Genomic DNA, 21181 nt, shown 5'->3' with positions numbered 1-21181 from the left:
CCCTACAGAACAATCATGATGTGCCACCGTAGTCGAAGCTTTCACGCAAAGCTGTCTCCCGCGCGGAAAATGTGAGGTTTTTCTCACGTTTGGTGGTGGGGGCACTCTTTCTCAGCGCTCGCCGCGCGAAGTTGCCCAACCTTTTGTATCCTCGGGCTCACTGCAGTGGCTCGGGGAGGAGCAGGGGTGGCTCAGCATCGGCTCGCGCAGCGTGAAAGAAAAGAAAAACTAGGGGGGACTATGTCTCAATCAACACCAGAGAAAACGACTAAGACACCAGCTCGGCTCAGCAAAAGGCGAGTTATCAAAACTATGACCAAGCTGGCCGGAAAGCTGGAGGAAGATTCCTCCACCGGCTTGCCCACCATCAAAATTGCGGGCGGATTCTTAAGTATCGACGTCAATGAGGACAAGGGCGGCCTCTGTGTCTTCGGGTATTGGGGCGGTGCAGTGCGCTTCAATCCGGACCGCCAGCCTTTGCGCATGGAGGTCAATGATCTCAACGGAGGTGGCATCTCCGGCAACCTTGTGGCCGAGCCGTGTGGAAGCTCCGACATGCATACCCACCTGCTGGTCCTCGCACCGCCTTATCTGCCGTCGACGGCCACGAATGCTCAGCTCAAGAGCATTATCGCGGGCTATGCGGCCGAAATGTCGGCGGTCTTCGCGCGCCTGGATGAGCAGTTTCCGGAAGAGCCCTCCAAGCCACGGAAGGGGTCTGGGCTTAAACCGGTATCGCCCCACTATTTCAGCGAGGCCTATGGGGTTTCAGCGGTGGGGATGTGGCGAGTGCACGAGCGCGCCACGCGCCTGGCGATGATCGGCACGCCCGTTCACGTGGTGGACCACCGGAATGGGGTCGTGAGCGTCCTCATCAATGAACACGCGATCACTATTGAATCCGCTCGTGATGGCTCCGGGGATATTGAACTCCGTCTTGTCACGCCCTCCGGCCGCTGTCCGTGCGACCTTGATACGCTCGTGCGCTGGGCCGAGTTTATGAATGATGATCAATATGTCTACTCCGCGCGCATCGAGGTGGTAAACCTCGATGGCGGCGATGAGCAGGACCTGGTCTTGGTGACCACGGCCCGCATTCCCACGAAGTGGGGCTACACCGATGAGCAGCTGGATTGGCAGCTCAGCACGTTAGTGAGCCAGCTTGTCGGTGCGGGTGAAGCGTTCTACCGAACCTTTAACCCCACGCGCGTGATGCGCTATATCGACCGCGCGGCTTAGGCGGAAGCTTCTTTGCCGAGCAGTGTTAGGAGGTCCTGCTGCACTTCGCGGCGGCGGACCTTACCAAGCTGGTCGGAGGCCAGGTGCTCGAAGTGGTAGAAGGTGCGCGGTACCTTGTAGCGGGTCAGGCGTTCGCGGCAGTAGTCCTTGAGGCCCTCCGGATCGAGCACCGCGCCATCCTCCAGGATGATGCAGGCCACGACATCCTCGGAGCCGTCCGCGCGCGGGCGGCCGACGATGGCCACGTTGGTGACGTCCGGGTGCTGGCGGATAACGTCTTCCACTTCGGCCGGGTACACATTGAAGCCGCCGGTAATGATCATCTCCTTGATGCGGGAGACGATTTTGATGAAGCCATCGGATTCCATGATTGCCATGTCACCCGTGCGGTACCACCCTTCGTGGAAGGACTGCTCGGTGGCCTCCGGCATGTTGAAATAGCCCTTGAATACCTGTGGCCCGCGCACGAGGAGTTCGCCCGCGGTGCCATCCGGCTGGGTCTCGCTGAGGTTGTCTGGGTTGCCGATGCGCACCTCGGTATCCGGGAAGGGGATGCCGATATAGCCGGGGCGGCGGTTCTTGTTGAGCGGGTTCGCGGCCACGATCGGCGAGGTTTCCGTGAGCCCATAGCCCTCCACGAGCAGGCCGCCGGTCAGCATCTCCCATTCCTCAACGATCTCCTCTGGTAGCGCTGCTGCACCCGAGAGGCTGTTCCCGATGCCGTGGAGATCGATGTTCTGTTCCTTGGCTGCCTCCATAACCTTGGAGTAGATCGTGGGCACGCCCGGCATCCAGGTGGGGAGGCGCTTCTTCATGATGTCGAGGAGCAGAGGAACCTTCGGTGCGGGGGTGAGGACCAGCTCGCCGCCAATGTGTACGCCGAGGGCGGCGATGAGGGTAAGTCCATAGACGTGGAAGAGGGGGAGGGCGGCGAGCATGCGCTCGGGCTTCTTGCCCAATTCGGGGACCCACGCTTCCGCCATCTTCATGTTGCAGTACAGGTTGGAGTGGGTCAGCTCCGCTCCCTTGGGTCTGCCGGTGGTTCCGGAGGTGTAAAGGATTAGTGCGGTATCGTCGCGGTTGACCTTGGCGTCTTCGAGCTTCTGGCCCTGCCCGCCGATGGCGCGGCCTGTGAGCGTGCTCCATGGAACGGTATTGGGGGCGGGAACGGAAAGCTCGGCCCGCTTGTCCTTAATGAAAGGAAGCGGCAAGCGCAGGAGCAGCTGCTTGGGGCGCGGCATGGCCTCAATCATGTTGACCGTAACGATCGTCTCCAGCGGTGTGGAATCACGCAGCTCCTCAAAGACCGGGCTCGCCTTATCCCAGACCACGGCCACGCGAGCGGCGTGGTCCTGGAAGAGGGGCTCGAGCTCAGCCGCGGTGTAGAGCGGGTTGTGCTCCACGACGGTCGCCCCGAGCTTCAAGATGGCATAGAAGACCGCCACGTGCTGGGGGCAGTTGGGGAGTGCCACGGCGACGCGGTCGCCGGGGCGAATGCCGAAGGCCTTGAGGCCCGCTGCGGCGGCGCGCACGTGGGTGTCGAGTTCGCGGTAGGTCATCTGGTGACCAAAGAACCACGTGGCGGGCCTTTCGCCGAATTCCTCCACGGTTTCTCGGTAGGAGTCCAGGAGCGTTTCGGTGCCGTAATCCAGATTGGGTTTAGTCCACTCAGGGTAATACTGGAGCCAGGCTTTCGACTCAAAGGCGGAGGGGGCCTGGGCAGGGGATTCGGTCATGTTCGCGAACTCCTTAGGTGGTCAAACTTGTTATGTTTGGAACAGTATAACCAATCTGTGATAGAAGTCTCGCAAAACTTAGCAAAAGTTGCTTACAGCAACGAAATCTTTGTGGGGCACAGCAATAACCCCGGTGATATGCGTCTATCACGCAGGGATCGCTCCGGGGCTATGGAGTGCTACTTCTCTGCCTTGAGGCGCTCGAGTAGATCCGCCTGAACCTCGCGGCGGCGAATCTTGCTCAGCTGGTCCGTGGCCAGCTTCTCAAAGTGGTAGAAGGTGCGCGGCACCTTGTAGCGGGTCAGGCGCTCGCGGCAGTAGTCCTTGAGGCCTTCGGGGTCGAGCGCGGCGCCGTCGTTCAGCACGATGCAGGCCACGACGTCCTCTGAGCCGTCCGAACGCGGGCGGCCCACCACGGCGGCCTCCGCCACATCTGGGTGGTCCAGCAGCGTTTCCTCAACCTCGCCGGGGTAGACGTTGAAGCCGCCGGTGATGATGATTTCCTTAATGCGGCTGACCAAGCGGATGAAGCCATCTTCCTCCATTACGCCCATATCGCCGGTGCGGAACCAGCCATTGTGGAAGGCCTTCTCGGTGGCTTCCTCATCGTCGAAGTATCCCTTGAAAACCTGGGGGCCGCGGGCGAGAACTTCGCCCTCCTGGCCATCGGGCATGGTCTCATCCAGGTTCTCCGGGTTGGCGATGCGAATTTCGGTATCCGGGAAGGGGATGCCCACGTAGCCGGGGCGGCGGTCGTTGCTCATGGGGTTGCCCACGATGATGGGCGAACACTCCGTCAGGCCATAGCCCTCCACGAGCAGGCCACCGGTGTACTTTTCCCACTTCTCCACGGTATTGACCGGCAGGGTCGAGGCACCGGAGAAGGCCGCGCGCACGCCATCGAGGGAGACGTCGTTTTCTTCCGCCTTCGCCACGATGCGCTCGTACAAGGTCGGCACACCCGGCACCCAGGTTGGGGTGTGCTTCTTCATCAGATCCATGATGAGCGGCATCTGCGGGCTTGGTAGCAGCACCAATTCGCTGGCGATGAGCGGTGCCAAGGTGGCGTTCATGGTCAGGCCATAGGCATGGAAGAAGGGGAGGGCGGCGAGCATGCGCTCAGGGGAATCGCCCAGGCCCGGTACCCAGTGCTTGCCCATCAAGATATTGGAGAAGAGGTTGCCGTGGGTCAGCTCCGCACCCTTCGGGCTGCCAGTGGTGCCGGAGGTGTAGAGGATCAGCGCGGTGGTGTCCTTGGTGACTTCCTCCGGGGTGATGACGTCAGAACCATCGCCGCCGATCGCGTTGCCCACGAGGGATTCCCACGGCACCGTATTCGGGGCCGGGGCGGTGAGCTGATCGCGCTTGGACTTCAGCGGCGGAATAGGCAGGCGCAGGGCTAGGCGCTGCGGAGTTGGCATCGCGTTGATCATGTTGATGGAGACGACGGTCTCCAGGGAAGTCGTCGGACGCAGCTTCTCCAAGGTGGAGGCCGTCTTATCCCACGCAATGGCGATGCGTGCGCCGTGGTTCTTAAACAGTCCCTCCAGCTCGTGGGCGGTGTAGAGCGGGTTGTGCAGCACCGCGATGGCGCCCAGCTTGAGTACGGCCCAAAAGGCGGAGATGAACTGCGGGCAGTTGGGGGCGACGATAGCAACGCGGTCTCCCGGGCGCACGCCGAAGGCGCGCAGGCCAGCGGCCGCGCGGCGGACCTGCTTGTCCAACTCGGCATAGGTCTGCGTGCGGCCGAAGAAGTAGGTTGCCGGCTTGTCGGGGTGGAGCGCGAGGTTGTTGTCGTAAACGTCGAGAAGCGTGGTGTCCCCGTACTCCAAGCTGTGCGGGGTCCACTCCGGGTAGTACTGGAGCCACGCCTTGGACTCGTATGCCGACATCGATTCACCTTTCGGTCGCGTAGGTTGAGGTACGGGCCAGTATAACGCGGCTCGTTTCGGGATACACTGGAAAATTATGCGCATCGCGATGATTTCCATGCACACCTCGCCCCTTGAACAGCCCGGTTCCGGGGACGCGGGCGGCATGAACGTCTATGTTCTTAACACTGCCCGCCAGCTCGCGCGCCTCGGCGTAGAGGTCGATATTTTCACTCGCGCCACGCGCCCCAGTCAGGGGGAAGTGGTGGACGTCGAGGAGCGCCTGCGCGTCATCAACATTGTGGCGGGGCCCTATGAAGGCCTCAGTAAAGAGGAACTGCCCACCCAGCTAGCCGCGTTCACGGGCGGCATCTTCAACTTCGCGCGCTGTTTTGAGGTGGAGTATGACGTTATCCACTCCCACTACTGGCTCTCCGGCCAGGTGGGCTGGCTGCTGCGTGATCTGTGGGACGTCCCTCTTGTCCACACCGCGCACACGCTGGCAGCGGTGAAGAACGTGCACCGCACGCTCGATGACACCCCGGAAACCGAAGCCCGACGCATTTGCGAGCAGCAGCTGGTGGATAACGCCGACATCCTGGTGGTTAACACCGCCCAGGAAACCCGCGATCTGATCGAGCACTACGACGCCTCGCCGGAGAATATCGTCGTGGTCTCCCCGGGTGCAGATACCGAGCTGTATACCCCGGGTACTGACCGCATGACAGAGCGCGCCCGCCGCCAGCTGGGCATCCCGCTGCACACCAAAGTCGTGGCCTTTGTGGGCCGCCTGCAAAAGTTCAAAGGCCCCGACGTGCTCATCCGCGCTGCCGCGGAGCTGATGGAGCGCGATCCGGATCGCTGCCTGCGCGTGGTCATCTGTGGCGGTGCCTCCGGGGCGAATTCCTCTCCGGATACCTATCACAATCTTGCCCGTGAGCTAGGGGTGGAGCGTGTGGTGCGTTTCCTCAGCCCGCGCCCGCCGCAGGAGCTCGTGGCCATCTATCAAGCCGCGGATATCGTCGCGGTGCCCAGCTATAACGAGTCCTTCGGGTTGGTAGCTATGGAAGCGCAGGCCTCCGGAACGCCCGTGGTGGCAGCGGCCGTCGGCGGCTTGCCTATCGCCGTCGCGGATGGTGACACGGGCTTGCTCGTCCACTCCCATTCGGCGCAGGATTGGGCTGACGCACTGGAGCAGTTGCTTGACGACGACCCCCGCCGCATCGCCATGGGCGAAGCCGCCGTCGATCACGCCCAGCAGTTCAGTTGGGCAGCGGCCGCCACCCAGCTGGAGAATATTTATGCCGATGCGATGAGTATCGAGATTCCGGACTGTCACGCGCGCCGGGCAATCGGATACTAATCCCACATAAGTGGGCATAAACCCACACTTAGGGGTGATGTGCTCGGGTTCACAGGCGAGCCGCCGAAAAACGTGGCATGCTGGTGTTTATGAGTAACGGAAAGCTGATTCTACTTCGACACGGACAGTCCGAATGGAACGAGTCCAACCAGTTCACCGGTTGGGTTGATGTCAACCTCACCGCCAAGGGTGAGGGCGAGGCCAAGCGTGGCGGCGAGCTGCTCAAGGAACAGGGCATCTTGCCGAATGTCGTCTACACCTCCCTGCTGCGCCGTGCCATCCGCACCGCCAATATTGCGCTCAACGCCGCGGACCGCCACTGGATCCCGGTCGTGCGCGACTGGCGCCTCAACGAGCGCCACTACGGTGCTCTGCAGGGCCTTAACAAGGCAGAGACCAAGGATAAGTACGGCGAGGAGCAGTTCATGGCATGGCGCCGTTCTTACGGCACCCCGCCGCCGGAGCTGGAGGATGGCGCCGAGTACTCCCAGGCCGGTGACCCGCGCTACGCCAACCTGGATCAGGTTCCGCGTACCGAGTGCCTGAAGGACGTCGTCGAGCGCTTCGTTCCTTATTTCGAGGAGGAGATCCTCCCGCGCGCCAAGAAGGGTGAGACCGTTCTCATCGCCGCACACGGCAACTCGCTGCGCGCGCTGGTCAAGCACCTGGATCAGATCTCCGATGAGGAGATTGCCGGCCTCAATATTCCAACTGGCATCCCGCTGGTCTACGAGATCACCGAGGACGGCTCCGTGGTGAACCCGGGCGGCACTTACCTGGATCCGGAAGCTGCTGCTGCCGGCGCTGCCGCCGTGGCCGCTCAGGGTGGAAAGAACTAAACACCGAGCAAGCTGCGTGCTGCGCACGATCCCCAGGGAGCATATACTCCTTGGGGATTCTTTGTAGGGGCGTGAATGATTGTGGAACTGGTTTTAGCTTTTCTTGCCGGCGTGGTGGCCTGTGGCCTGGCCATTCCGGTAGTTACTCGGTTCCGTGAACGCATGGAGCGCCGCCGCGTCCGCGATGCGGATGCCAATCAGGTCACCAGCGTGAGCCAGGTCCTGCACCTCGCCGTGGCGGGCTCGCCGGCCGGTATGACGGTGCTCTCGCGCGACAAAGAGGTCATCTTTTCCAACCCTGCGTCCCATCAAATGTCGATGGTGCACGATCGTGCTGTGAACCCCGATATTTGGAAGGTGGCGGAGGAGGTCTTCGACGATAAGGAGACCCGAACGCTGGACCTTGCCATTCCCAAGCGGCGCACCGGTAACCGCGTGATTCAGGTGCGCGCGGTGGTTCAGCCGCTGACGCTGAACGACGATCGCTTCGTCATCGTCTACGGCACCGACGAGTCCGAATCGGTGCGCATGGAATCTGCCCGCCGTGACTTCGTGGCCAACGTTTCTCACGAGCTGAAGACCCCGGTCGGCGGCATCGCCCTGTTAGCCGAGGCCCTCCTCGAGGACACGGGGGATCCCGAGCACGTCGAGTACTTCGGCAGCAGGGTGCAAAAGGAAGCCGCTCGCATGGCCGAGATGGTCAGCGAGCTGATTTCCCTGTCCAAGCTGCAGGGTGCGGAGGCGCTGCCAGAGATGGAGCCGCTTGACCTCGATGACGTCATCGATGAGGCCATTACTCGCAACCAGCTTGCCGCCGATTCCCACCACAACCAGCTCACCCGCGGCGAATCCGCAGGTGTTCACGTGATGGGAGATAAATCCCTCCTGGTTACGGCGATCTCAAACTTGATCTCCAACGCCATCCACTATTCGCCGGATGAGCTTCCGGTATCGGTGACGCAGAAGGTCGTCGGCGGGAAGGTCGTGCACATCCGAGTCACGGACCGTGGCATCGGCATTGCTCCGGAAGACCAGAAGAGGGTATTTGAGCGCTTCTTCCGCGTGGATAAGGCGCGCTCCCGGCAGACCGGCGGGACTGGCCTTGGCTTGGCTATTGTGAAGCACGTCGTGGCTAATCACGGCGGAAATATCAAGCTGTGGTCACGCCCCGGAACTGGCTCGACGTTCACTATCGAGCTCCCTATATACGCCGAAGAGAAGCCAGCGGATAATCTTATTAACCGGGATAATATAGAAGACGGAGCCGTCAGCTCTGCCGCCCCTGGTTTGCAGCGCGCCGTGGCGCGCGTAGCAGCTCGTCGAAAGGATAAAGCGCAATGACCACCATCCTCATCGTTGAAGATGAAGAGTCGCTGGCCGATCCCCTCGCCTTCCTCCTCCGAAAGGAGGGATTCGACGTTCTCCTCGCCCCCGACGGGCCCAGCGCGCTCGAACAGTTCGCGACAAATAACGTAGACATCGTCCTGCTGGACCTCATGCTGCCGGGAATGTCTGGAACGGACGTCTGCAAGCAATTGCGCACGACGTCTTCTGTGCCGGTGATTATGGTGACCGCGCGCGACTCGGAGATTGACAAGGTCGTGGGCCTGGAGCTCGGCGCGGATGACTATGTGACCAAGCCTTATTCCTCCCGCGAGCTCATCGCCCGCATCCGCGCGGTGCTGCGCCGTGGCCAGGATGTCTCTTCCGAGCACGCTGAGGAAGAGCCCGACGAGCAAATCCTGGAAGGCGGCCGCGTGCGCATGGACGTGGAGCGCCACACCGTTCTCGTGGCCGGCGAGCCGGTATCCATGCCGCTCAAGGAGTTTGATCTCCTCGAATACCTACTGCGCAACGCCGGACGTGTACTGACTCGCGGCCAACTCATTGACCGTATCTGGGGAGCGGATTATGTGGGCGATACTAAGACCCTCGACGTTCACGTCAAGCGCCTCCGCTCCAAGATTGAGGCCGAACCTTCCCGCCCTCAGCAACTCGTGACAGTGCGCGGTTTGGGCTATAAGTTCGAGGCTTAAGCGCGGGGGTCCGCCGGGTGTCGTGGGAACTCGACTCCGGAGCGTGCCCGGGCCTCGCAGTGTGTGGCCAGGATGTCGTAGCACTCCTCTCCGAGTAGCGCGATCAGCTCGGTTTTCTGCGACTTCCACAGCGGTTCTTCCGCGATGTGGCAGGAGGGATCTGCCGAGCAATACCAATCAAAGTCCTCGCCGCCGTTGCCCCACCCGCGGCGGTCATATTCGCCGATAGTGGTGCGCAGGATTTCCTCCCCGTCGGGCCGCTCCTCGTAGTCCTCGTGCCGGCGAATGGGCAGCTGCCAGCACACCTCGGGCTTGACCACGGTAAGCTCCTCGCCCGCCTCCAGCGCCCATTGGTGGATAGCGCAGCCCGCGCCCGTGGGCCAGCCGGCGCGGTTGGCGAAGATGCAGGCGCCGTCGACCAGCGGCGTCTTCAGGGCCGGTTCCGGCTCGCCATCATCGCCGTCGAGCTCATCCCACTCCAGCCAGGGCTCCAATTCCTCAGGTTCTCCGTGTTCCAGGAACTCATCTACCCCCGCAGGGCGGTGCTGCCAGAAGCGGGCGGGCATGCGCGCGACGGCGTCGCGAAGCTGTTCCCGATCCGTCTCATCAGCCATGTAGGCGCCGTGCACGCAGCAGCCGACATCGGGCTGCTGCTTATCGATGCCGTGGCACCTCTCCGTCCCAAACTGGCAGGCATAGTGCGATTCGAGCCAGGTCAGGTCGATGGAAAAGACGTGGAGTGGATCGTTTGGATCCGTAAATTCAAACCACTCTCTGGGAAAATCGGGGGCCTTTTCGTGGCCGGCCAAGATGGACGCCGCCGCCGGGGAGGAGACGGGAAAACCCAGGTAAACTTCATTTGATTTCGGGCGATTCACACCTACCCACGGTAGACCTACTACTCTAGAGGCGTGCGATTAGGTGTATTAGACGTCGGAAGTAATACCGTCCACCTCGTTGCGGTCGACGCCGCAACCGGTGGGCGGCCTTCGCCGATGAGCGATTGGAAGACCCCGCTGCGTCTGGTGGAACAGCTAGACAAGGACGGCAACATCCACGAGAAGGGCATGAAGAAGCTCATCTCCGCCGTGGGTGAGGCCGCTGAGCTGGGCCAGAAGCTGGGCTGTGATGAATTCATCGCTTTTGCTACCTCCGCCGTGCGCTCGGCGACGAACTCGGCCAAGGTTCTCGATGAAGTTGAGAAGCAAACCGGCGTCCGCCTAGAAATCTTGTCGGGCGAGGAGGAAGCGCGTTTGACCTTCCTTGCCGCCCGCCGTTGGTATGGCTGGTCCGCTGGCCGCATCACTAACCTCGATATCGGTGGCGGTTCGCTGGAGCTGTCCACCGGTACCGATGAGCATCCGGAAATGGCTTTCTCCCTCGACTTGGGAGCTGGCCGCCTGACTCATAATTGGTTTGATACCGATCCTCCGCAAAAGTCCAAGGTAAATTTGCTGCGGGATTACATTGACGCGGAACTGGTCGGCGTGGCCGATAAGATGCGCGCCCTGGGCCCTGCGGGATTGGCCGTGGGAACCTCGAAAACATTCCGCACGCTGGCCCGTTTGACCGGTGCTGCGCCCTCGTCTGCGGGTCCCTACGTCAAACGTACGCTCACGGCGCCGGGTTTGCGTCAGCTGATTTCCTTCATCTCCCGTATGACTGCAGCTGACAGGGCGGACCTTGAGGGTGTAAGTTCTACCCGATCGCATCAGATCGTCGCCGGTGCTTTAGTGGCGGAGGCGAGCATGCGTGCCCTGGGAATCGAAAAGCTGGAGATCTGCCCCTGGGCTCTCCGAGAAGGTGTCATTTTGCGCCGTACCGATAAGGGACTGGAATAGGAAAGAAACGTGGCTGACAAGAAACAGTTGACAGTTGCGGAGCTGCTGGCCCGTAACGCGAAGGACCGACCCGGCGAGGAGAAGACCCCCCGCCGCCGTCGCCGGAGCCTCGATGAAGGCGGCATCTCAGTTGCGGAGCTGACCGGCAATCTCGAAAAGGTGAAGGCAACCCCGGCTGAGGCAAAGCACTCGAACGTCTCCATCGATGAGACGGCCCCGGTGATTCCTGCTCCGAAGAAGGAAGCCCCCAAGCAGGAAGCTCCACAGGAGGAGACTGCCAAGCAGAAAGCAACCCAGAAGGTGGACAAGCCCCAGGCCGCTGCCGTTCCTGTGGAGAAGCCCGCGGAGTCCGAGTCCAAGCCTTCCCAGCCCTCTGATGATGACACCCGCGTCATCCAAAAGGTCAAGGACGAGCCAGAGAAGCCTGAGGTAAAGACCGCCGAACCGGTCGATGAGAAGCCGCAGGACGCCGTCGAGGACACCTTTACCACGGGTGAGCTCGAGGCAGTCGATGAGGACATTGACGAGTATGACGAGGACTACGCCGAGGAAGACGAGGGCAAGCTCAACCCCTTCGCCGTCGTCCTGCTCGCCCTCGTGGGCATCGTGCTCGGCGCCATCGTGTTCAAGGGCTTCGAGATCCTCTGGGATCGCTTTGACCGCCTCGTTGTCCTGGTGCTTGGTGTGGTTGTCACCGGTGTCATCGTTGGAATCGTTCACGCACTGCGTACCAGCCGCGATGGCCTCTCCATGTTCCTCGCAGCCGTAGCCGGCCTGGTGCTGACCTTCGGCCCGCTCCTCGTGGTGATGTAAGAACCAGCTCCATAGGGCACCTTCTCATAAGGCATCTGTCACAAGGCATCTGTTAAAAGGTATCTTTGCCTCTGAAAACGCCTTCTGACAGATGCCTTTTGCATGCGCGGGGTCAGTCTACGTGCACAGCCTTGACCTGGTGGCCGCATCCTAGCCTTTCTGGCACCCTGGATAGCATGACAAAAATTGCAGTACTTGGTGGAGGACAAATCGGCGAAGCCCTAGTTTCCGGGCTGGTGAATGCGGGCTATGACGCCGCGGACATCGTGGTGACCAACCGTCGTTCCGAGCGCAGCGAGGAGCTAAAGAGCGCCTACGGCGTGTCGGTCACGAGCGATAATGCTGCGGCTGTCGACGGCGCGGAATACATCTTCGCGTGCGTGAAGCCCTATGCCATCGAGGAGCTCCTTGAGGGCCTCGACATCCCCAAGACGGCCGTGGTTGTGTCCATGGCTGCCGGCCTGACCCTCGAGACGTTGGAGAAGGCCGCCGGCGAGGGCGTGCCAGTCGTCCGCGTCATGCCGAACACCCCCATGTTGGTGGGCAAGGGCATGTGCACCTGCGCGGGTGGTTCCCACGTCACCGAAGAGCAACAGGCTGGCGTGGTCAAGCTTCTGGAAGCCGTCGGCGAGGTTGCTGTCATTGAGGAGAAGCACATCGACGCCGCCACCGCACTGGCAGGCTCTGCCCCCGCGTATTACTTCCTTGTCACCGAAGCGCTGATCGACGCCGGTGTGCAGCTCGGCCTCACCCGTGACGTTGCCGAGAAGCTCGCCACCCGCACCGCCCAAGGTGCGGGCACCATGCTGGCTGAATCCGGCAAGGATCCCGTGGCTTTGCGCGCAGGGGTAACCTCCCCGGGGGGAACCACTGCTGCCGCCCTTCGTGAACTCGAGGAGTCTGGCCTGCGGGGCGCGTTCTTCCGTGCCGCCGAAGCATGCGCCCAGCGTGCGCAGGAACTTGCTTAAAATTTCCCGCCGTTCTGGTAGCCCTGTGGCATATGTTGTCACACGGGCTTGATGGGGAACAGCGGTGCGAAAGAGGAAAAAATTAGCTCTTGGGTCGCATTAGTCACACGTTTCACGCTAAGCTGGCAGGAGCGCGTGCGTGATAGTCCTGTGGGAGGGGAAGCCTACAGCGCGTCACGTGCTGAAGGGTTAAATAAACTATGACGAATGAAGATAAGGGAACTTTCCTGACCATTGCCGAAGTTGCGGAGATCATGCGTGTCTCCAAGATGACGGTGTACAGGTTGGTTCATGCAGGTGACATGCCGGCCGTGCGCGTGGGACGCTCCTTCCGCGTCCACGAATCTGCCGTCAAGGAATACCTTGAGGCCTCCGTATACGGAGCCTAGCGTTCACCTCTTTCTGGCAGCGCCCACCACTGCGGACCACTCGCGGTCCGCGGCGGTGGGCGCTGCCCTTAGTTTGGTGCTGGGCAGGCCGCTAGGTAAGATAGTGAGCATTCGTTTCGGCACTGGTATGCCTGTGTCTCCCTGTTTCGCAGGGGCCGCCACGAGTGCACCGTGTGTGGTTTCATTCCAGGCGTTGCCGGCCGGTTTACGTACGTACTGATACCGAAAGTGAGGAAACCTACTATGGGTTCTGTCATCAAGAAGCGCCGCAAGCGCATGTCCAAGAAGAAGCACCGCAAGATGCTGCGCCGCACCCGCGTTCAGCGTCGCAAGCTGGGCAAGTAAAGCTTCGCCTGCAACTCCCCGCATGGTCCTTTCAGGATCGTGGCGGGGAGTTTCTGGTATCTTTTCTCCTTCCCGTCGTTTCGGATGACTGCGACGTCGTTTCAGACGACGACGCCGCTTAGAACGGAATGTCCTCCTGTGGGGAGGCTGGGGTACGGGGTTCCTCGGCAGCGGCCTGTGCTTCCTTAGCTTCTTGCTGGGCGCGCTCGCGGGTGGCCGAAATTTTTTGAGCCACCGTTTGTGCCCAACGCTTCGTCTTCTGCGCCAGCGGGCCAGTCGGCTCCGTCATAGCCCAGGTCCCGTCTTCGTAGAGCCACACGATGTCCCCGGTGTGCGGGTCCATGATGTAGTGCGCGCGCCCATCAGTCTTCATATTGTGGTGGTGCTGGCATAAACTGGCCAGGTTGCGTGGGTGCGTGGCGCCGCCGTCGGCGTAGTTGACGCGGTGGTCCATCTGGCACAGGTAGGCCGGCCGGTTGCACCCCGGAGCGCGGCAGGTGCCATCCCGACCTTCCACGTATTTGCGGATGAGCTCCGAGGCGATGTAGCTGCGCGATTCCGGTGGCTGCGAGGAGAGGTTGCGCGTGCGCGTGACAGGCATGTCCTGCGACGTCCATCCATAGCCTTGGACGAAGGTGGGAGCGTCATCGATATCGCTGGCTTGGTAGGTGTGCAGAATGACAGTCGCCGGCGGCGAGATACTACCGGCGATGAGCTTTTTCAGGGCATCAGCCTGCGAGAGCCCGCTCTCCTTCGCCGCCTGCTTGATATAGCCATCCAAAATCATGCCCGTGGCGCTATCGGTATTGAGCTCAAGGATGCCGCGCTGGCCAGTATCGGTGAAGGTATACGTGTCTTTCTTCGGGGAATTGCGAAAGCTAAAAGTCTTATCAATACTCTTGCAAATATCGCGCACCTTGCGCCCGATTTGCGCCGGGGTAGGAAAGACCTGATTCGGGGAGGTGGGGGTGAAGAAGGTGATCAGGGCATCGTCGATAAGCGCGAGCGTTTCTGGCGGCAACGCGCCCAGCTTTGTCAGCGTGCGGTCAATGGTGATGAGGGCCTTCATATCCAGCAGGAACTGGCTGTCCTGTAACGCCTTGACCTGCGGGAGCTCCGTGAGCCGGTGCACGGCCAGGCAGCATTCGCTAACGGTATAGTCACCAACGCCAAGCTTGGCGACGAGCCTCTGGCACGCGATATCAAAATCCTCATCGAGGTCTGGCATGGCAGCTACCCACGAGCGATAGTCTGCGCGACGAGCGGCGCTGCGCTCCACGGCGAGAGCGCAGTCAGGGTTCATATGGGAAAAGTATGCGGTTTGGGTGGCGGTATTCACGATGTCCTCTAATCTTCTATCTCGATTCTCTGTTCTAACAGAACTATAAAACACGCTTCGGACATCTATCCTGACCTGCGTCTATGGCGATAATTCAGTGAGTGTTATGAAGCGTATATTTGCCCCCATAAAGCGGGCGGGGGAGTGTCATCCTTCTGTCCCCACAAGAGCCCATCACGTACGTAGAATGGCGAACTATGTTGCCTAGACTCCTGACCCTTGACAACCTGGTTATCTCACAGACCAAATCCTTTATGCAGGATCAGTTCCTGATCACCGATGAACAAGGTGTGCCCGTGGGCACCATCGTGCAATCGGGGAGCCTGAAGGACATGGTCTTCAACTCCTCCCGCAGTCTCGAAGTGGCGTTCACAGATGAGCAAGGAATCCCGCAGCAACCGCTCATGGTGATCAAGGATCCGCCCAATTTCCTGCGGGATACCTATGAGGTGTACCTGCCGGGCGTCGAGAAGCCCATGGCAGTCGTGACCAAGAGATTCTCCCTTCTGAAGACGCGCCTGAGCCTGGAAATGGAGGGCTTCCCAGAGATCGAGATCGAAGGTGATGTCTGGGATTGGAATATTCGGATCAGTAGTCAGGGGCAGCCCCTAGGGGAGGTGCGCAATGAATGGTCGGGGGTGGGCCGGTTCCTGTCTGGGAAGAGCACCTACCATCTGAGCATTGCACCGGGGCTTGACGCGCAACAGCACGCGGGTCTGATTGGTGCTGTTATGTGCATGGACATGCTGCGCACCAAGGCTCAAAGTAGCGACTAGCGGCGCACGAAGCGCCAGCTGCCATAGGAGAAGAGTGCGGTGGCTAGCGCGGGGAGGCCATAAGTGCGCACGGCCTTGCGCACGGAGCGGTAGTCGCGGATAAGCCAGCCTTTTTCCTCTGCAATATCGCGCAGCTTGGAATCCGGATTAATGGCCACGGGGGTTCCCACCATGGAAAGCATCGGGACATCGTTGGCGCTGTCGGAGTAGGCGGTACAGCGCTCAAGGTCGAGATTCTCCAAGGTGGCCAGCGCCGCCACGGCGTGCTTTTTACCTGGCCCGTGGAGGATATCGCCTACCAGTCGGCCGGTGAAGCGGCCATCTTTGACCTCCGCCACGGTGCCGAGCGCGCCCGTGAAACCGAAACGCTGCGCCAGAATCTGCGCCAGCTGCACGGGGGTGGCCGTGACCAGCCATACCTGTTGGCCAGCGTCGAGGTGCATTTGCGCCAGCTGCTTCGTGCCCGGGTAGGCCTTGCGGGCCATGGATTGGTCCACGATGCTCTCGCACAAAGCCACCATCTCCTCCACTGAGCGGCCCTTGACGAACTCGAGCGCTTGCACGCGTCCGGCAGCCACGTCGGCTGCGTTCTCCGAACCGGAGATGCGGAATTTTAGCTGCTTCCAAGCGATGGGCAGGATCTCTGAGAGCTTGAAGTAGCGACGCCGCGCGAGGCCCAAGGCAAAAGACACGAGCGAGGACCCCTGGACCAAGGTGTTATCGACGTCGAAGAAGGCGGCAGCGCCGGCGTCCTGGGGGATGTCTGGGTCGGGCTCAGTGATGGAGCGCGCGCCGGCGGATTCGAAGGAGCCCCGAACGGAATCGACGCCAGAGGAAAAAGCATCCAGGTCGATGCCGAAGAGGTGTTCTACCGCCGCGGCTGCCGACGCCTCACCGGCGGCGCGTTGGTGCTCCTCACCCAGCGGCGCGAAGGCTTGCTGCTCTAGGAAATTACGTAAGTTTCCCCTGCTTGCGGTCCAGTTGGCAAGGAACTCACGGGGAGAATCGGGCATACCAGGAGGGAGCGGGAGGGGCACGCGTTCAGCTTTCATAGGGTGGGCGGACTAACGTGTCCATAGTAAACCGCGAACCGTTCTACGTCCTATCGAGGAGTTCTTAATGTCTCACGTCGTCGAGCTGATGGTGCGTACCACGTGCGGCTCCTGTGCGCGCGTTCTGGAGCAGATTACCCCGGTGGTCCGGCAGGCTGGTGCGGAGCTTGCCGTACGCACGGTCGATGAGGATGCGGAGCTGGCCATGGAATATGGTGATCGCGTTCCCGTTGTGGTTATTGATGGGGAGGAATTCTCCTGCTGGGAAGTGGACAATGAGGAGCTAGCGCAAGCACTGGCGGACTAGCTTTCTGTGAACGCTTCCGCGAGTTTCGGAAACGAGCTGAAAACTAGTAGTCTTTTGGACGATCTATGTCATCCAAAGGGATGATGCAAAAACTGGAGGGTTGTGCATGAGTGTGCTCGTCGTGGGCATGTCGCATCAGTCGGCGCCGGTGGCGCTGCTGGAAAAGCTGAGCATGGACGAGACCGTGCAGAATGGCACCTGCCGGGCCATGGTATCGGCAGGCTCGTTGAGCGAGGCGATGATTATCTCCACCTGTAACCGCCTCGAGGTTTATACCGTCACGAACTCTTTCCACACGGGCGTCCAGGATGTCGTGCGCAACCTCGCTGAAGTCTCCGGGGTGGAGGAGGAGAAGCTGCGCTCCTATCTTTATGTGCGCTATGCCGACGCCGCCGCCGAGCACCTCATGATGGTGACCTCCGGCTTGGACTCGATGGTGGTGGGGGAGCAGCAAATCATCGGCCAGGTGCGCACCGCCTACCAGTTTGCTTCGGAGCAAGGAACCGTCGGCCCGCGCATCCACGCGCTGGCACAGTCCGCGCTGCGCGCCGGCAAGCGGGTGCATTCCGAAACTGAGATCGATGAGGCGGGCTCCTCCATGGTCTCCTTTGCTTTTGATCAGGCGCTGAGCCGCATGGGCAGGGAAGATCTCGCGGGCAAGCGCGTGCTCATCTTGGGCGCAGGTGCAATGGCCTCGCTGGCGGCAACGCACGCGGGGCGTTTGGGTGCGCACCTGATTATTGCGAACCGCACCATTGCCCGCGCTGAGCGCGTGGCGCAGCACGCCCATGAGGCGGGCGTGTACGCAGACGTTATTGAATACTCGGAACGCGCCCAAGCCCTGCGCGATGTGGACGTGGCGATTTCCGCCACCGGAGCCCAGGGCTTCACTATTACGGCGGCCGACGTCGAGCGCTATCACGTGGCCGACCGCGAGCTCATGCTCGTGGACCTGTCTCTGCCACGCGATATTGATGACGCAGTGGCAGAAGCCGAGGGAGTCGACCTGGTCAATATCGAACGTCTCAACAACTCGCTGCAGGCGGCCGATACCGATCTGGCAGCGGGTAGCAGCCCACACGCGCAGGCGCGGCGCATCGTCAGCGAAGAGCTGGAAGCCTATGCTTCCGAGCAGCGCGTCCGCGACGTCGTCCCAGCCGTATCGGCACTGCGCAAGCGGGCGGCGAACTTGGTCCAGTGCGAGGTAGCGCGGATGGAGCAGAAGCACCCAGAGTTGGACGAGCGCCAGATGGGAGATATCAATCGTGCGCTCAAGCGTGTTGCGGATAAGCTGCTCCACGAGCCCACGGTCCGCGCGAAGCAGCTCGCAGCTAACTCTGGCACCGTGAGCCATGAGACCGCGTTGCAGGAACTCTTTGGACTCCATTTGGAGGGCAGCGGCGTAGCGGTAGACATGGCAGAACTGCCGGATGCCGCGCAGATGGAAGCTGTGGAAAGTACTAAGGAAGAAAAGGACGCATAGATGTTGAAGATCGGTACCCGAGGATCCCTCCTGGCCACTACTCAGTCGGGCCACGTGCAGGAGTGGTTGCAGCAGGAAGGCTATGAGGCCGAGCTGCACATCGTTACCACGCAGGGTGACGTCAACATGGCTCCTGTGGAGCGCATCGGCGTGGGTGTGTTTACGCAGGCCCTGCGTGAGGCCGTCGACCGCGGCGAGTGCGAGATCGCAGTACACTCCTTCAAGGACCTGCCCACGGCTGCCGATGACCGTTTCGACCTCGTGGTGCCGCAGCGCCAGGACGTCCGTGAGGCGCTCATTGCCCGCGATGGTCTGACCCTCAAGGAGCTGCCGGAGGGCGCACGTGTGGGCACCTCCGCGCCGCGCCGCATCAGCCAGCTGCGCGCTATGCGCCCGGACCTGGACATCCGTCCGCTGCGCGGCAATATCGATACACGCATGGGCAAGGTCACCAGCGGCGAGCTCGACGCCGTCCTTCTGGCCTACGCCGGTCTCGTGCGCGCGGGTTACGCGGATCGCGCCACCGAGGTCTTCGATCCGGAGGTCTTCATGCCCGCGCCCGCGCAGGGCGCGTTGGCCATCGAGGCCGTTAAGGGAACTGAGGCAGCGAAGGCCATTGCTCTGCTTGCCGACGCCCCCGCCACCGCCGCCACCCGCGCCGAGCGCACCGTGCTATCCCAGCTGGAGGCTGGTTGCACCGCGCCGGTCGCTGCCACTTCCCACTGGGAGGGCGAGCAGCTGGTCGTTCGCGGCGGTGTCTTCGCCCTCGACGGCTCCCGTCAGCTCATCGCTCAGGCCCAGGGCTCGGCAAGCGAGGCAGAAGAATTGGGACGTGCAATCTCCAAGGAGCTCTTCGCTCAGGGCGCCGCGGACGTGCTGGCAGCGGAATAACCGCACGTAATTTTTGCTTTGGGGCCTTTTCCTTTAGTGTGTATCTAGCACACGATCATTGAGAGCAATGATTTAGGCCCCCTTAACTCGCGAGTGAGGGGCTTTCTTGTCTCCACTCCCGCGCCTGCCACGCTTCGGCGCCGGGGCACTCGGAACCCACAAACTAGAAAAGAACCTTATGAGCAATGCCGTGCCGGATACCCAGCCTGGGCTGGGTAAGTCTGATCTGGGCAAAGTCGTTTTCGTCGGCGCTGGCCCAGGCAACCCCGACCTGCTGACCGTTCGCGCCCGCGAGGTTCTGGAGACGACCGCCAACGTCGTCACCGACCCGGGGGTCTCGCAGGGCGTGCGTGACATGGTGGCGCAGCAGGTGCCGGTTCCGCAGGAGCTTCTCGACGCCGCCGAGGAAGAGTACGAGCGCATCTGCGCCGCTGCCAAGGAAGCGGGTGCGCGCCGTAAGCCGCCGCGCCCGGCACCGCCGACGGCGGCGGTCTTTGAGGAGGTCGAGGGGGACGTCGTCAAGCAACTGCGTAACGCGCTCGAGCGCGCCGAGGGGCACGACGTGATCCGTCTGGTTACCGGTAACCCGCTCAACCGCGAGTCCATCAAGGCGGAGATCACCGCCGTGGCCAATGCGGGCATGGAATTCCAAGTGGTCCCGGGTATGTCTCTGCCTTCGACGGTTCCCTCCTTCGCGGGCATTGCTCTCGGTGCGACCTATACCGAGGCCGACATCACGGAAGGCGCGGACTGGGACGCGCTGGCCACCGCGACGCAGCCGCTGGTTTTGCAGGCCACGGCAGACGACCTGCCGGTCATTTCCGCCGAGCTGGTGGAGCGCGGAATGCCCGCGGAGACGGAAGCATACGTCACCGTTCACGGCACTACGCGCCTGCAGCGCACCCACGAGACCACGCTGGGAACACTCGGCAAGCTCGATGCTGAGCTGCCGGGCGAACTCGTGGTGACGCTGGGCCGCAGCTTTGATGATCGCTCGAAGTATTCCTGGTGGGAGAACCGTTCGCTCTATGGTTGGCGCGTGCTGGTGCCGCGCACGAAGGAGCAAGCCGCAGCGATGAGCGCCCGACTGGCTGGCCACGGCGCCATCCCGCAGTCGGTGCCTACTATTTCCGTGGAGCCGCCGCGCAACCCGGCGCAGATGGATCGCGCCATTAAGGGCATTGTCGAAGGTCGCTACAAGTGGGTCGTGTTCACCTCCGTTAATGCGGTGAGCGCGGTGTGGAAGAAGATCGCCGAACTCGGACTGGATGCTCGTGATTTCGCCGGCGTGCACCTAGCCGCGGTGGGGCAGAAGACTGCCGATGCGATTCGCGCCAAAGGCATGGTCCCGGAGCTTGTGCCGCCGGCGACGAAGCAGAACGCCGAGGGCCTCGTGGAGGTCTTCCCGAACTACGTTGAGGATATTGACGCGGTGGGGCGTGTGCTGCTGCCGCGTGCCGATATCGCCGGCGAGGCGCTGGTGACTGGTCTGCTGGATTTGGGCTGGGAAGTCGATGATGTCGTGGCCTACCGCACGGTGCGCGCGGCCCCGCCGGCGGCGGAGATCCGTGACATGATCAAGACCGGCGGTTTCGACGCCGTTGCCTTTACCTCGCCGTCGACGGTGCGCAACCTCGTCGGCATTGCGGGCAAGCCGCATGCCCGCACCATCATCGCCTGCATCGGCCCCTCCACCAAGGCGGCGGCTGAGGAGGTGGGCCTGCGCGTGGACGTGGTCCCGGAGGTCGCGGATGTGCCGATGCTTGTCGACGCCCTCGCTGACCACGTCGCCGCCCTGCGTGCTGCCGGCAACCTGCCAGCTCCGCGCAAGAAGCGCCGCTCGCGCAAGAAGACGGCGTAGACCGCTTCCGGGTGGGCAGGTGAGGGGCGACT

20 protein-coding genes are annotated in these 21181 nt (G+C 61.8%); 15 read left to right on the top strand and 5 right to left on the bottom strand.

Annotated elements, in window-relative coordinates:
• The first annotated feature begins 312 nt into the window (after nt 1–312).
• Nucleotides 313–1239: a hypothetical protein gene (locus tag ABZS45_RS09140; protein WP_412099546.1), complete on the top strand. Its 927-nt coding sequence runs from the start codon at nt 313–315 to the stop codon at nt 1237–1239.
• Here ABZS45_RS09140 and ABZS45_RS09135 read toward each other — a convergent pair.
• Together ABZS45_RS09135 and ABZS45_RS09130 are read right to left on the bottom strand one after the other, a co-directional pair.
• Complete coding sequence (locus ABZS45_RS09135; protein ID WP_412099545.1) at nt 1236–2975, bottom strand: long-chain-fatty-acid--CoA ligase; 1740 nt, start codon at nt 2973–2975, stop codon at nt 1236–1238. The two genes, ABZS45_RS09140 and ABZS45_RS09135, sit on opposite strands and share 4 nt — an antisense overlap.
• 179 nt (nt 2976–3154) lie before the next feature.
• Nucleotides 3155–4867 carry a long-chain-fatty-acid--CoA ligase gene (locus ABZS45_RS09130; RefSeq protein ID WP_412099544.1) on the bottom strand — a complete coding sequence of 571 codons (1713 nt, stop codon included), beginning with the start codon at nt 4865–4867 and terminating at the stop codon, nt 3155–3157.
• Between the two features lie 76 nt (nt 4868–4943).
• Here ABZS45_RS09130 and mshA point away from each other — a divergent pair, with 76 nt between their 5' ends.
• The 4 genes from mshA to ABZS45_RS09110 all read left to right on the top strand — a co-directional run bounded on the left by mshA (nt 4944) and on the right by ABZS45_RS09110 (nt 9084).
• Nucleotides 4944–6209: a D-inositol-3-phosphate glycosyltransferase gene (mshA, locus tag ABZS45_RS09125; protein WP_412099543.1), complete on the top strand. Its 1266-nt coding sequence runs from the start codon at nt 4944–4946 to the stop codon at nt 6207–6209.
• An 89-nt stretch (nt 6210–6298) separates the two neighbouring features.
• A complete protein-coding gene (locus tag ABZS45_RS09120; RefSeq protein WP_029158966.1) occupies nt 6299–7048 on the top strand; it encodes a phosphoglyceromutase in 750 nt (249 codons plus the stop codon).
• 75 nt (nt 7049–7123) lie between these two features.
• Nucleotides 7124–8389 carry a sensor histidine kinase gene (locus ABZS45_RS09115; RefSeq protein WP_201828743.1) on the top strand — a complete coding sequence of 422 codons (1266 nt, stop codon included), beginning with the start codon at nt 7124–7126 and terminating at the stop codon, nt 8387–8389.
• Nucleotides 8386–9084, top strand: coding sequence for a response regulator (locus tag ABZS45_RS09110; RefSeq protein WP_412099542.1), 699 nt, complete (start codon nt 8386–8388; stop codon nt 9082–9084). Before ABZS45_RS09115 ends, ABZS45_RS09110 begins: the two co-directional genes overlap by 4 nt.
• Here the strand turns inward: ABZS45_RS09110 and ABZS45_RS09105 are convergent.
• Nucleotides 9081–9962 (bottom strand): hypothetical protein, encoded by an 882-nt coding sequence (locus ABZS45_RS09105; protein WP_412099541.1) that lies wholly within the window; start codon nt 9960–9962, stop codon nt 9081–9083. The two genes, ABZS45_RS09110 and ABZS45_RS09105, sit on opposite strands and share 4 nt — an antisense overlap.
• 33 nt (nt 9963–9995) lie before the next feature.
• On the opposite strand from ABZS45_RS09105, the gene ABZS45_RS09100 reads away from it, so the two are divergent.
• From ABZS45_RS09100 to ABZS45_RS09080, 5 genes are all read left to right on the top strand, one after another.
• Complete coding sequence (locus ABZS45_RS09100; RefSeq protein ID WP_012714802.1) at nt 9996–10925, top strand: Ppx/GppA phosphatase family protein; 930 nt, start codon at nt 9996–9998, stop codon at nt 10923–10925.
• 9 nt (nt 10926–10934) lie between these two features.
• Nucleotides 10935–11738, top strand: a complete 804-nt coding sequence (locus ABZS45_RS09095) for a hypothetical protein (RefSeq protein ID WP_412099540.1) — start codon at nt 10935–10937, stop codon at nt 11736–11738.
• 176 nt (nt 11739–11914) lie between these two features.
• Nucleotides 11915–12706: a pyrroline-5-carboxylate reductase gene (proC, locus tag ABZS45_RS09090; protein WP_412099539.1), complete on the top strand. Its 792-nt coding sequence runs from the start codon at nt 11915–11917 to the stop codon at nt 12704–12706.
• A 200-nt stretch (nt 12707–12906) separates the two neighbouring features.
• Nucleotides 12907–13095: a helix-turn-helix domain-containing protein gene (locus ABZS45_RS09085; RefSeq protein ID WP_010189818.1), complete on the top strand. Its 189-nt coding sequence runs from the start codon at nt 12907–12909 to the stop codon at nt 13093–13095.
• Nucleotides 13096–13338: 243 nt separating this feature from the next.
• Complete coding sequence (locus ABZS45_RS09080; protein ID WP_003855542.1) at nt 13339–13440, top strand: 30S ribosomal protein bS22; 102 nt, start codon at nt 13339–13341, stop codon at nt 13438–13440.
• A gap of 118 nt (nt 13441–13558) precedes the next feature.
• Here ABZS45_RS09080 and ABZS45_RS09075 read toward each other — a convergent pair whose 3' ends face one another.
• Nucleotides 13559–14743 carry an HNH endonuclease signature motif containing protein gene (locus tag ABZS45_RS09075; protein WP_412099537.1) on the bottom strand — a complete coding sequence of 395 codons (1185 nt, stop codon included), beginning with the start codon at nt 14741–14743 and terminating at the stop codon, nt 13559–13561.
• Nucleotides 14744–14976: 233 nt separating this feature from the next.
• On the opposite strand from ABZS45_RS09075, the gene ABZS45_RS09070 reads away from it, so the two are divergent.
• The gene (locus ABZS45_RS09070) at nt 14977–15555 is read left to right on the top strand and encodes an LURP-one-related/scramblase family protein (protein ID WP_412099536.1); all 579 of its coding nucleotides are present in this window, start codon (nt 14977–14979) and stop codon (nt 15553–15555) included.
• Here the strand turns inward: ABZS45_RS09070 and ABZS45_RS09065 are convergent.
• Nucleotides 15552–16568, bottom strand: a complete 1017-nt coding sequence (locus ABZS45_RS09065; protein WP_201828739.1) for an HAD-IB family hydrolase — start codon at nt 16566–16568, stop codon at nt 15552–15554. The two genes, ABZS45_RS09070 and ABZS45_RS09065, sit on opposite strands and share 4 nt — an antisense overlap.
• A gap of 106 nt (nt 16569–16674) precedes the next feature.
• Between ABZS45_RS09065 and ABZS45_RS09060 the strand changes: the two genes are divergently transcribed.
• The 4 genes from ABZS45_RS09060 (at nt 16675) to ABZS45_RS09045 (ending at nt 21149) form a co-directional block, all read left to right on the top strand.
• Nucleotides 16675–16914, top strand: coding sequence for a glutaredoxin family protein (locus tag ABZS45_RS09060; RefSeq protein ID WP_412099535.1), 240 nt, complete (start codon nt 16675–16677; stop codon nt 16912–16914).
• Nucleotides 16915–17020: 106 nt separating this feature from the next.
• Nucleotides 17021–18397 (top strand): glutamyl-tRNA reductase, encoded by a 1377-nt coding sequence (locus ABZS45_RS09055; protein ID WP_412099534.1) that lies wholly within the window; start codon nt 17021–17023, stop codon nt 18395–18397.
• Nucleotides 18398–19288: a hydroxymethylbilane synthase gene (gene hemC, locus ABZS45_RS09050; RefSeq protein WP_412099533.1), complete on the top strand. Its 891-nt coding sequence runs from the start codon at nt 18398–18400 to the stop codon at nt 19286–19288.
• 178 nt (nt 19289–19466) lie between these two features.
• Nucleotides 19467–21149, top strand: a complete 1683-nt coding sequence (locus ABZS45_RS09045; RefSeq protein ID WP_412099532.1) for a uroporphyrinogen-III synthase — start codon at nt 19467–19469, stop codon at nt 21147–21149.
• Nucleotides 21150–21181: the final 32 nt, after the last annotated feature.

It is taken from the genome of Corynebacterium aurimucosum (genome assembly GCF_046895345.1).
GTDB lineage: Bacteria > Actinomycetota > Actinomycetes > Mycobacteriales > Mycobacteriaceae > Corynebacterium > Corynebacterium aurimucosum_G.
Note: the sequence above shows the minus strand (reverse complement) of the source record. Positions and strands in the feature narration are given on the sequence as shown.

Coding starts and splice junctions, on each gene's coding strand:
- ABZS45_RS09140 (WP_412099546.1), top strand. CDS start 313: ATGACCAAGCTGGCCGGAAAGCTGGAGGAAGATTCCTCCACCGGCTTG.
- ABZS45_RS09135 (WP_412099545.1), bottom strand. CDS start 2,975: ATGACCGAATCCCCTGCCCAGGCCCCCTCCGCCTTTGAGTCGAAAGCC.
- ABZS45_RS09130 (WP_412099544.1), bottom strand. CDS start 4,867: ATGTCGGCATACGAGTCCAAGGCGTGGCTCCAGTACTACCCGGAGTGG.
- mshA (WP_412099543.1), top strand. CDS start 4,944: ATGCGCATCGCGATGATTTCCATGCACACCTCGCCCCTTGAACAGCCC.
- ABZS45_RS09120 (WP_029158966.1), top strand. CDS start 6,299: ATGAGTAACGGAAAGCTGATTCTACTTCGACACGGACAGTCCGAATGG.
- ABZS45_RS09115 (WP_201828743.1), top strand. CDS start 7,124: ATGATTGTGGAACTGGTTTTAGCTTTTCTTGCCGGCGTGGTGGCCTGT.
- ABZS45_RS09110 (WP_412099542.1), top strand. CDS start 8,386: ATGACCACCATCCTCATCGTTGAAGATGAAGAGTCGCTGGCCGATCCC.
- proC (WP_412099539.1), top strand. CDS start 11,915: ATGACAAAAATTGCAGTACTTGGTGGAGGACAAATCGGCGAAGCCCTA.
- ABZS45_RS09085 (WP_010189818.1), top strand. CDS start 12,907: ATGACGAATGAAGATAAGGGAACTTTCCTGACCATTGCCGAAGTTGCG.
- ABZS45_RS09080 (WP_003855542.1), top strand. CDS start 13,339: ATGGGTTCTGTCATCAAGAAGCGCCGCAAGCGCATGTCCAAGAAGAAG.
- ABZS45_RS09075 (WP_412099537.1), bottom strand. CDS start 14,743: ATGAACCCTGACTGCGCTCTCGCCGTGGAGCGCAGCGCCGCTCGTCGC.
- ABZS45_RS09070 (WP_412099536.1), top strand. CDS start 14,977: ATGTTGCCTAGACTCCTGACCCTTGACAACCTGGTTATCTCACAGACC.
- ABZS45_RS09065 (WP_201828739.1), bottom strand. CDS start 16,568: ATGCCCGATTCTCCCCGTGAGTTCCTTGCCAACTGGACCGCAAGCAGG.
- ABZS45_RS09060 (WP_412099535.1), top strand. CDS start 16,675: ATGTCTCACGTCGTCGAGCTGATGGTGCGTACCACGTGCGGCTCCTGT.
- ABZS45_RS09055 (WP_412099534.1), top strand. CDS start 17,021: ATGAGTGTGCTCGTCGTGGGCATGTCGCATCAGTCGGCGCCGGTGGCG.
- hemC (WP_412099533.1), top strand. CDS start 18,398: ATGTTGAAGATCGGTACCCGAGGATCCCTCCTGGCCACTACTCAGTCG.
- ABZS45_RS09045 (WP_412099532.1), top strand. CDS start 19,467: ATGAGCAATGCCGTGCCGGATACCCAGCCTGGGCTGGGTAAGTCTGAT.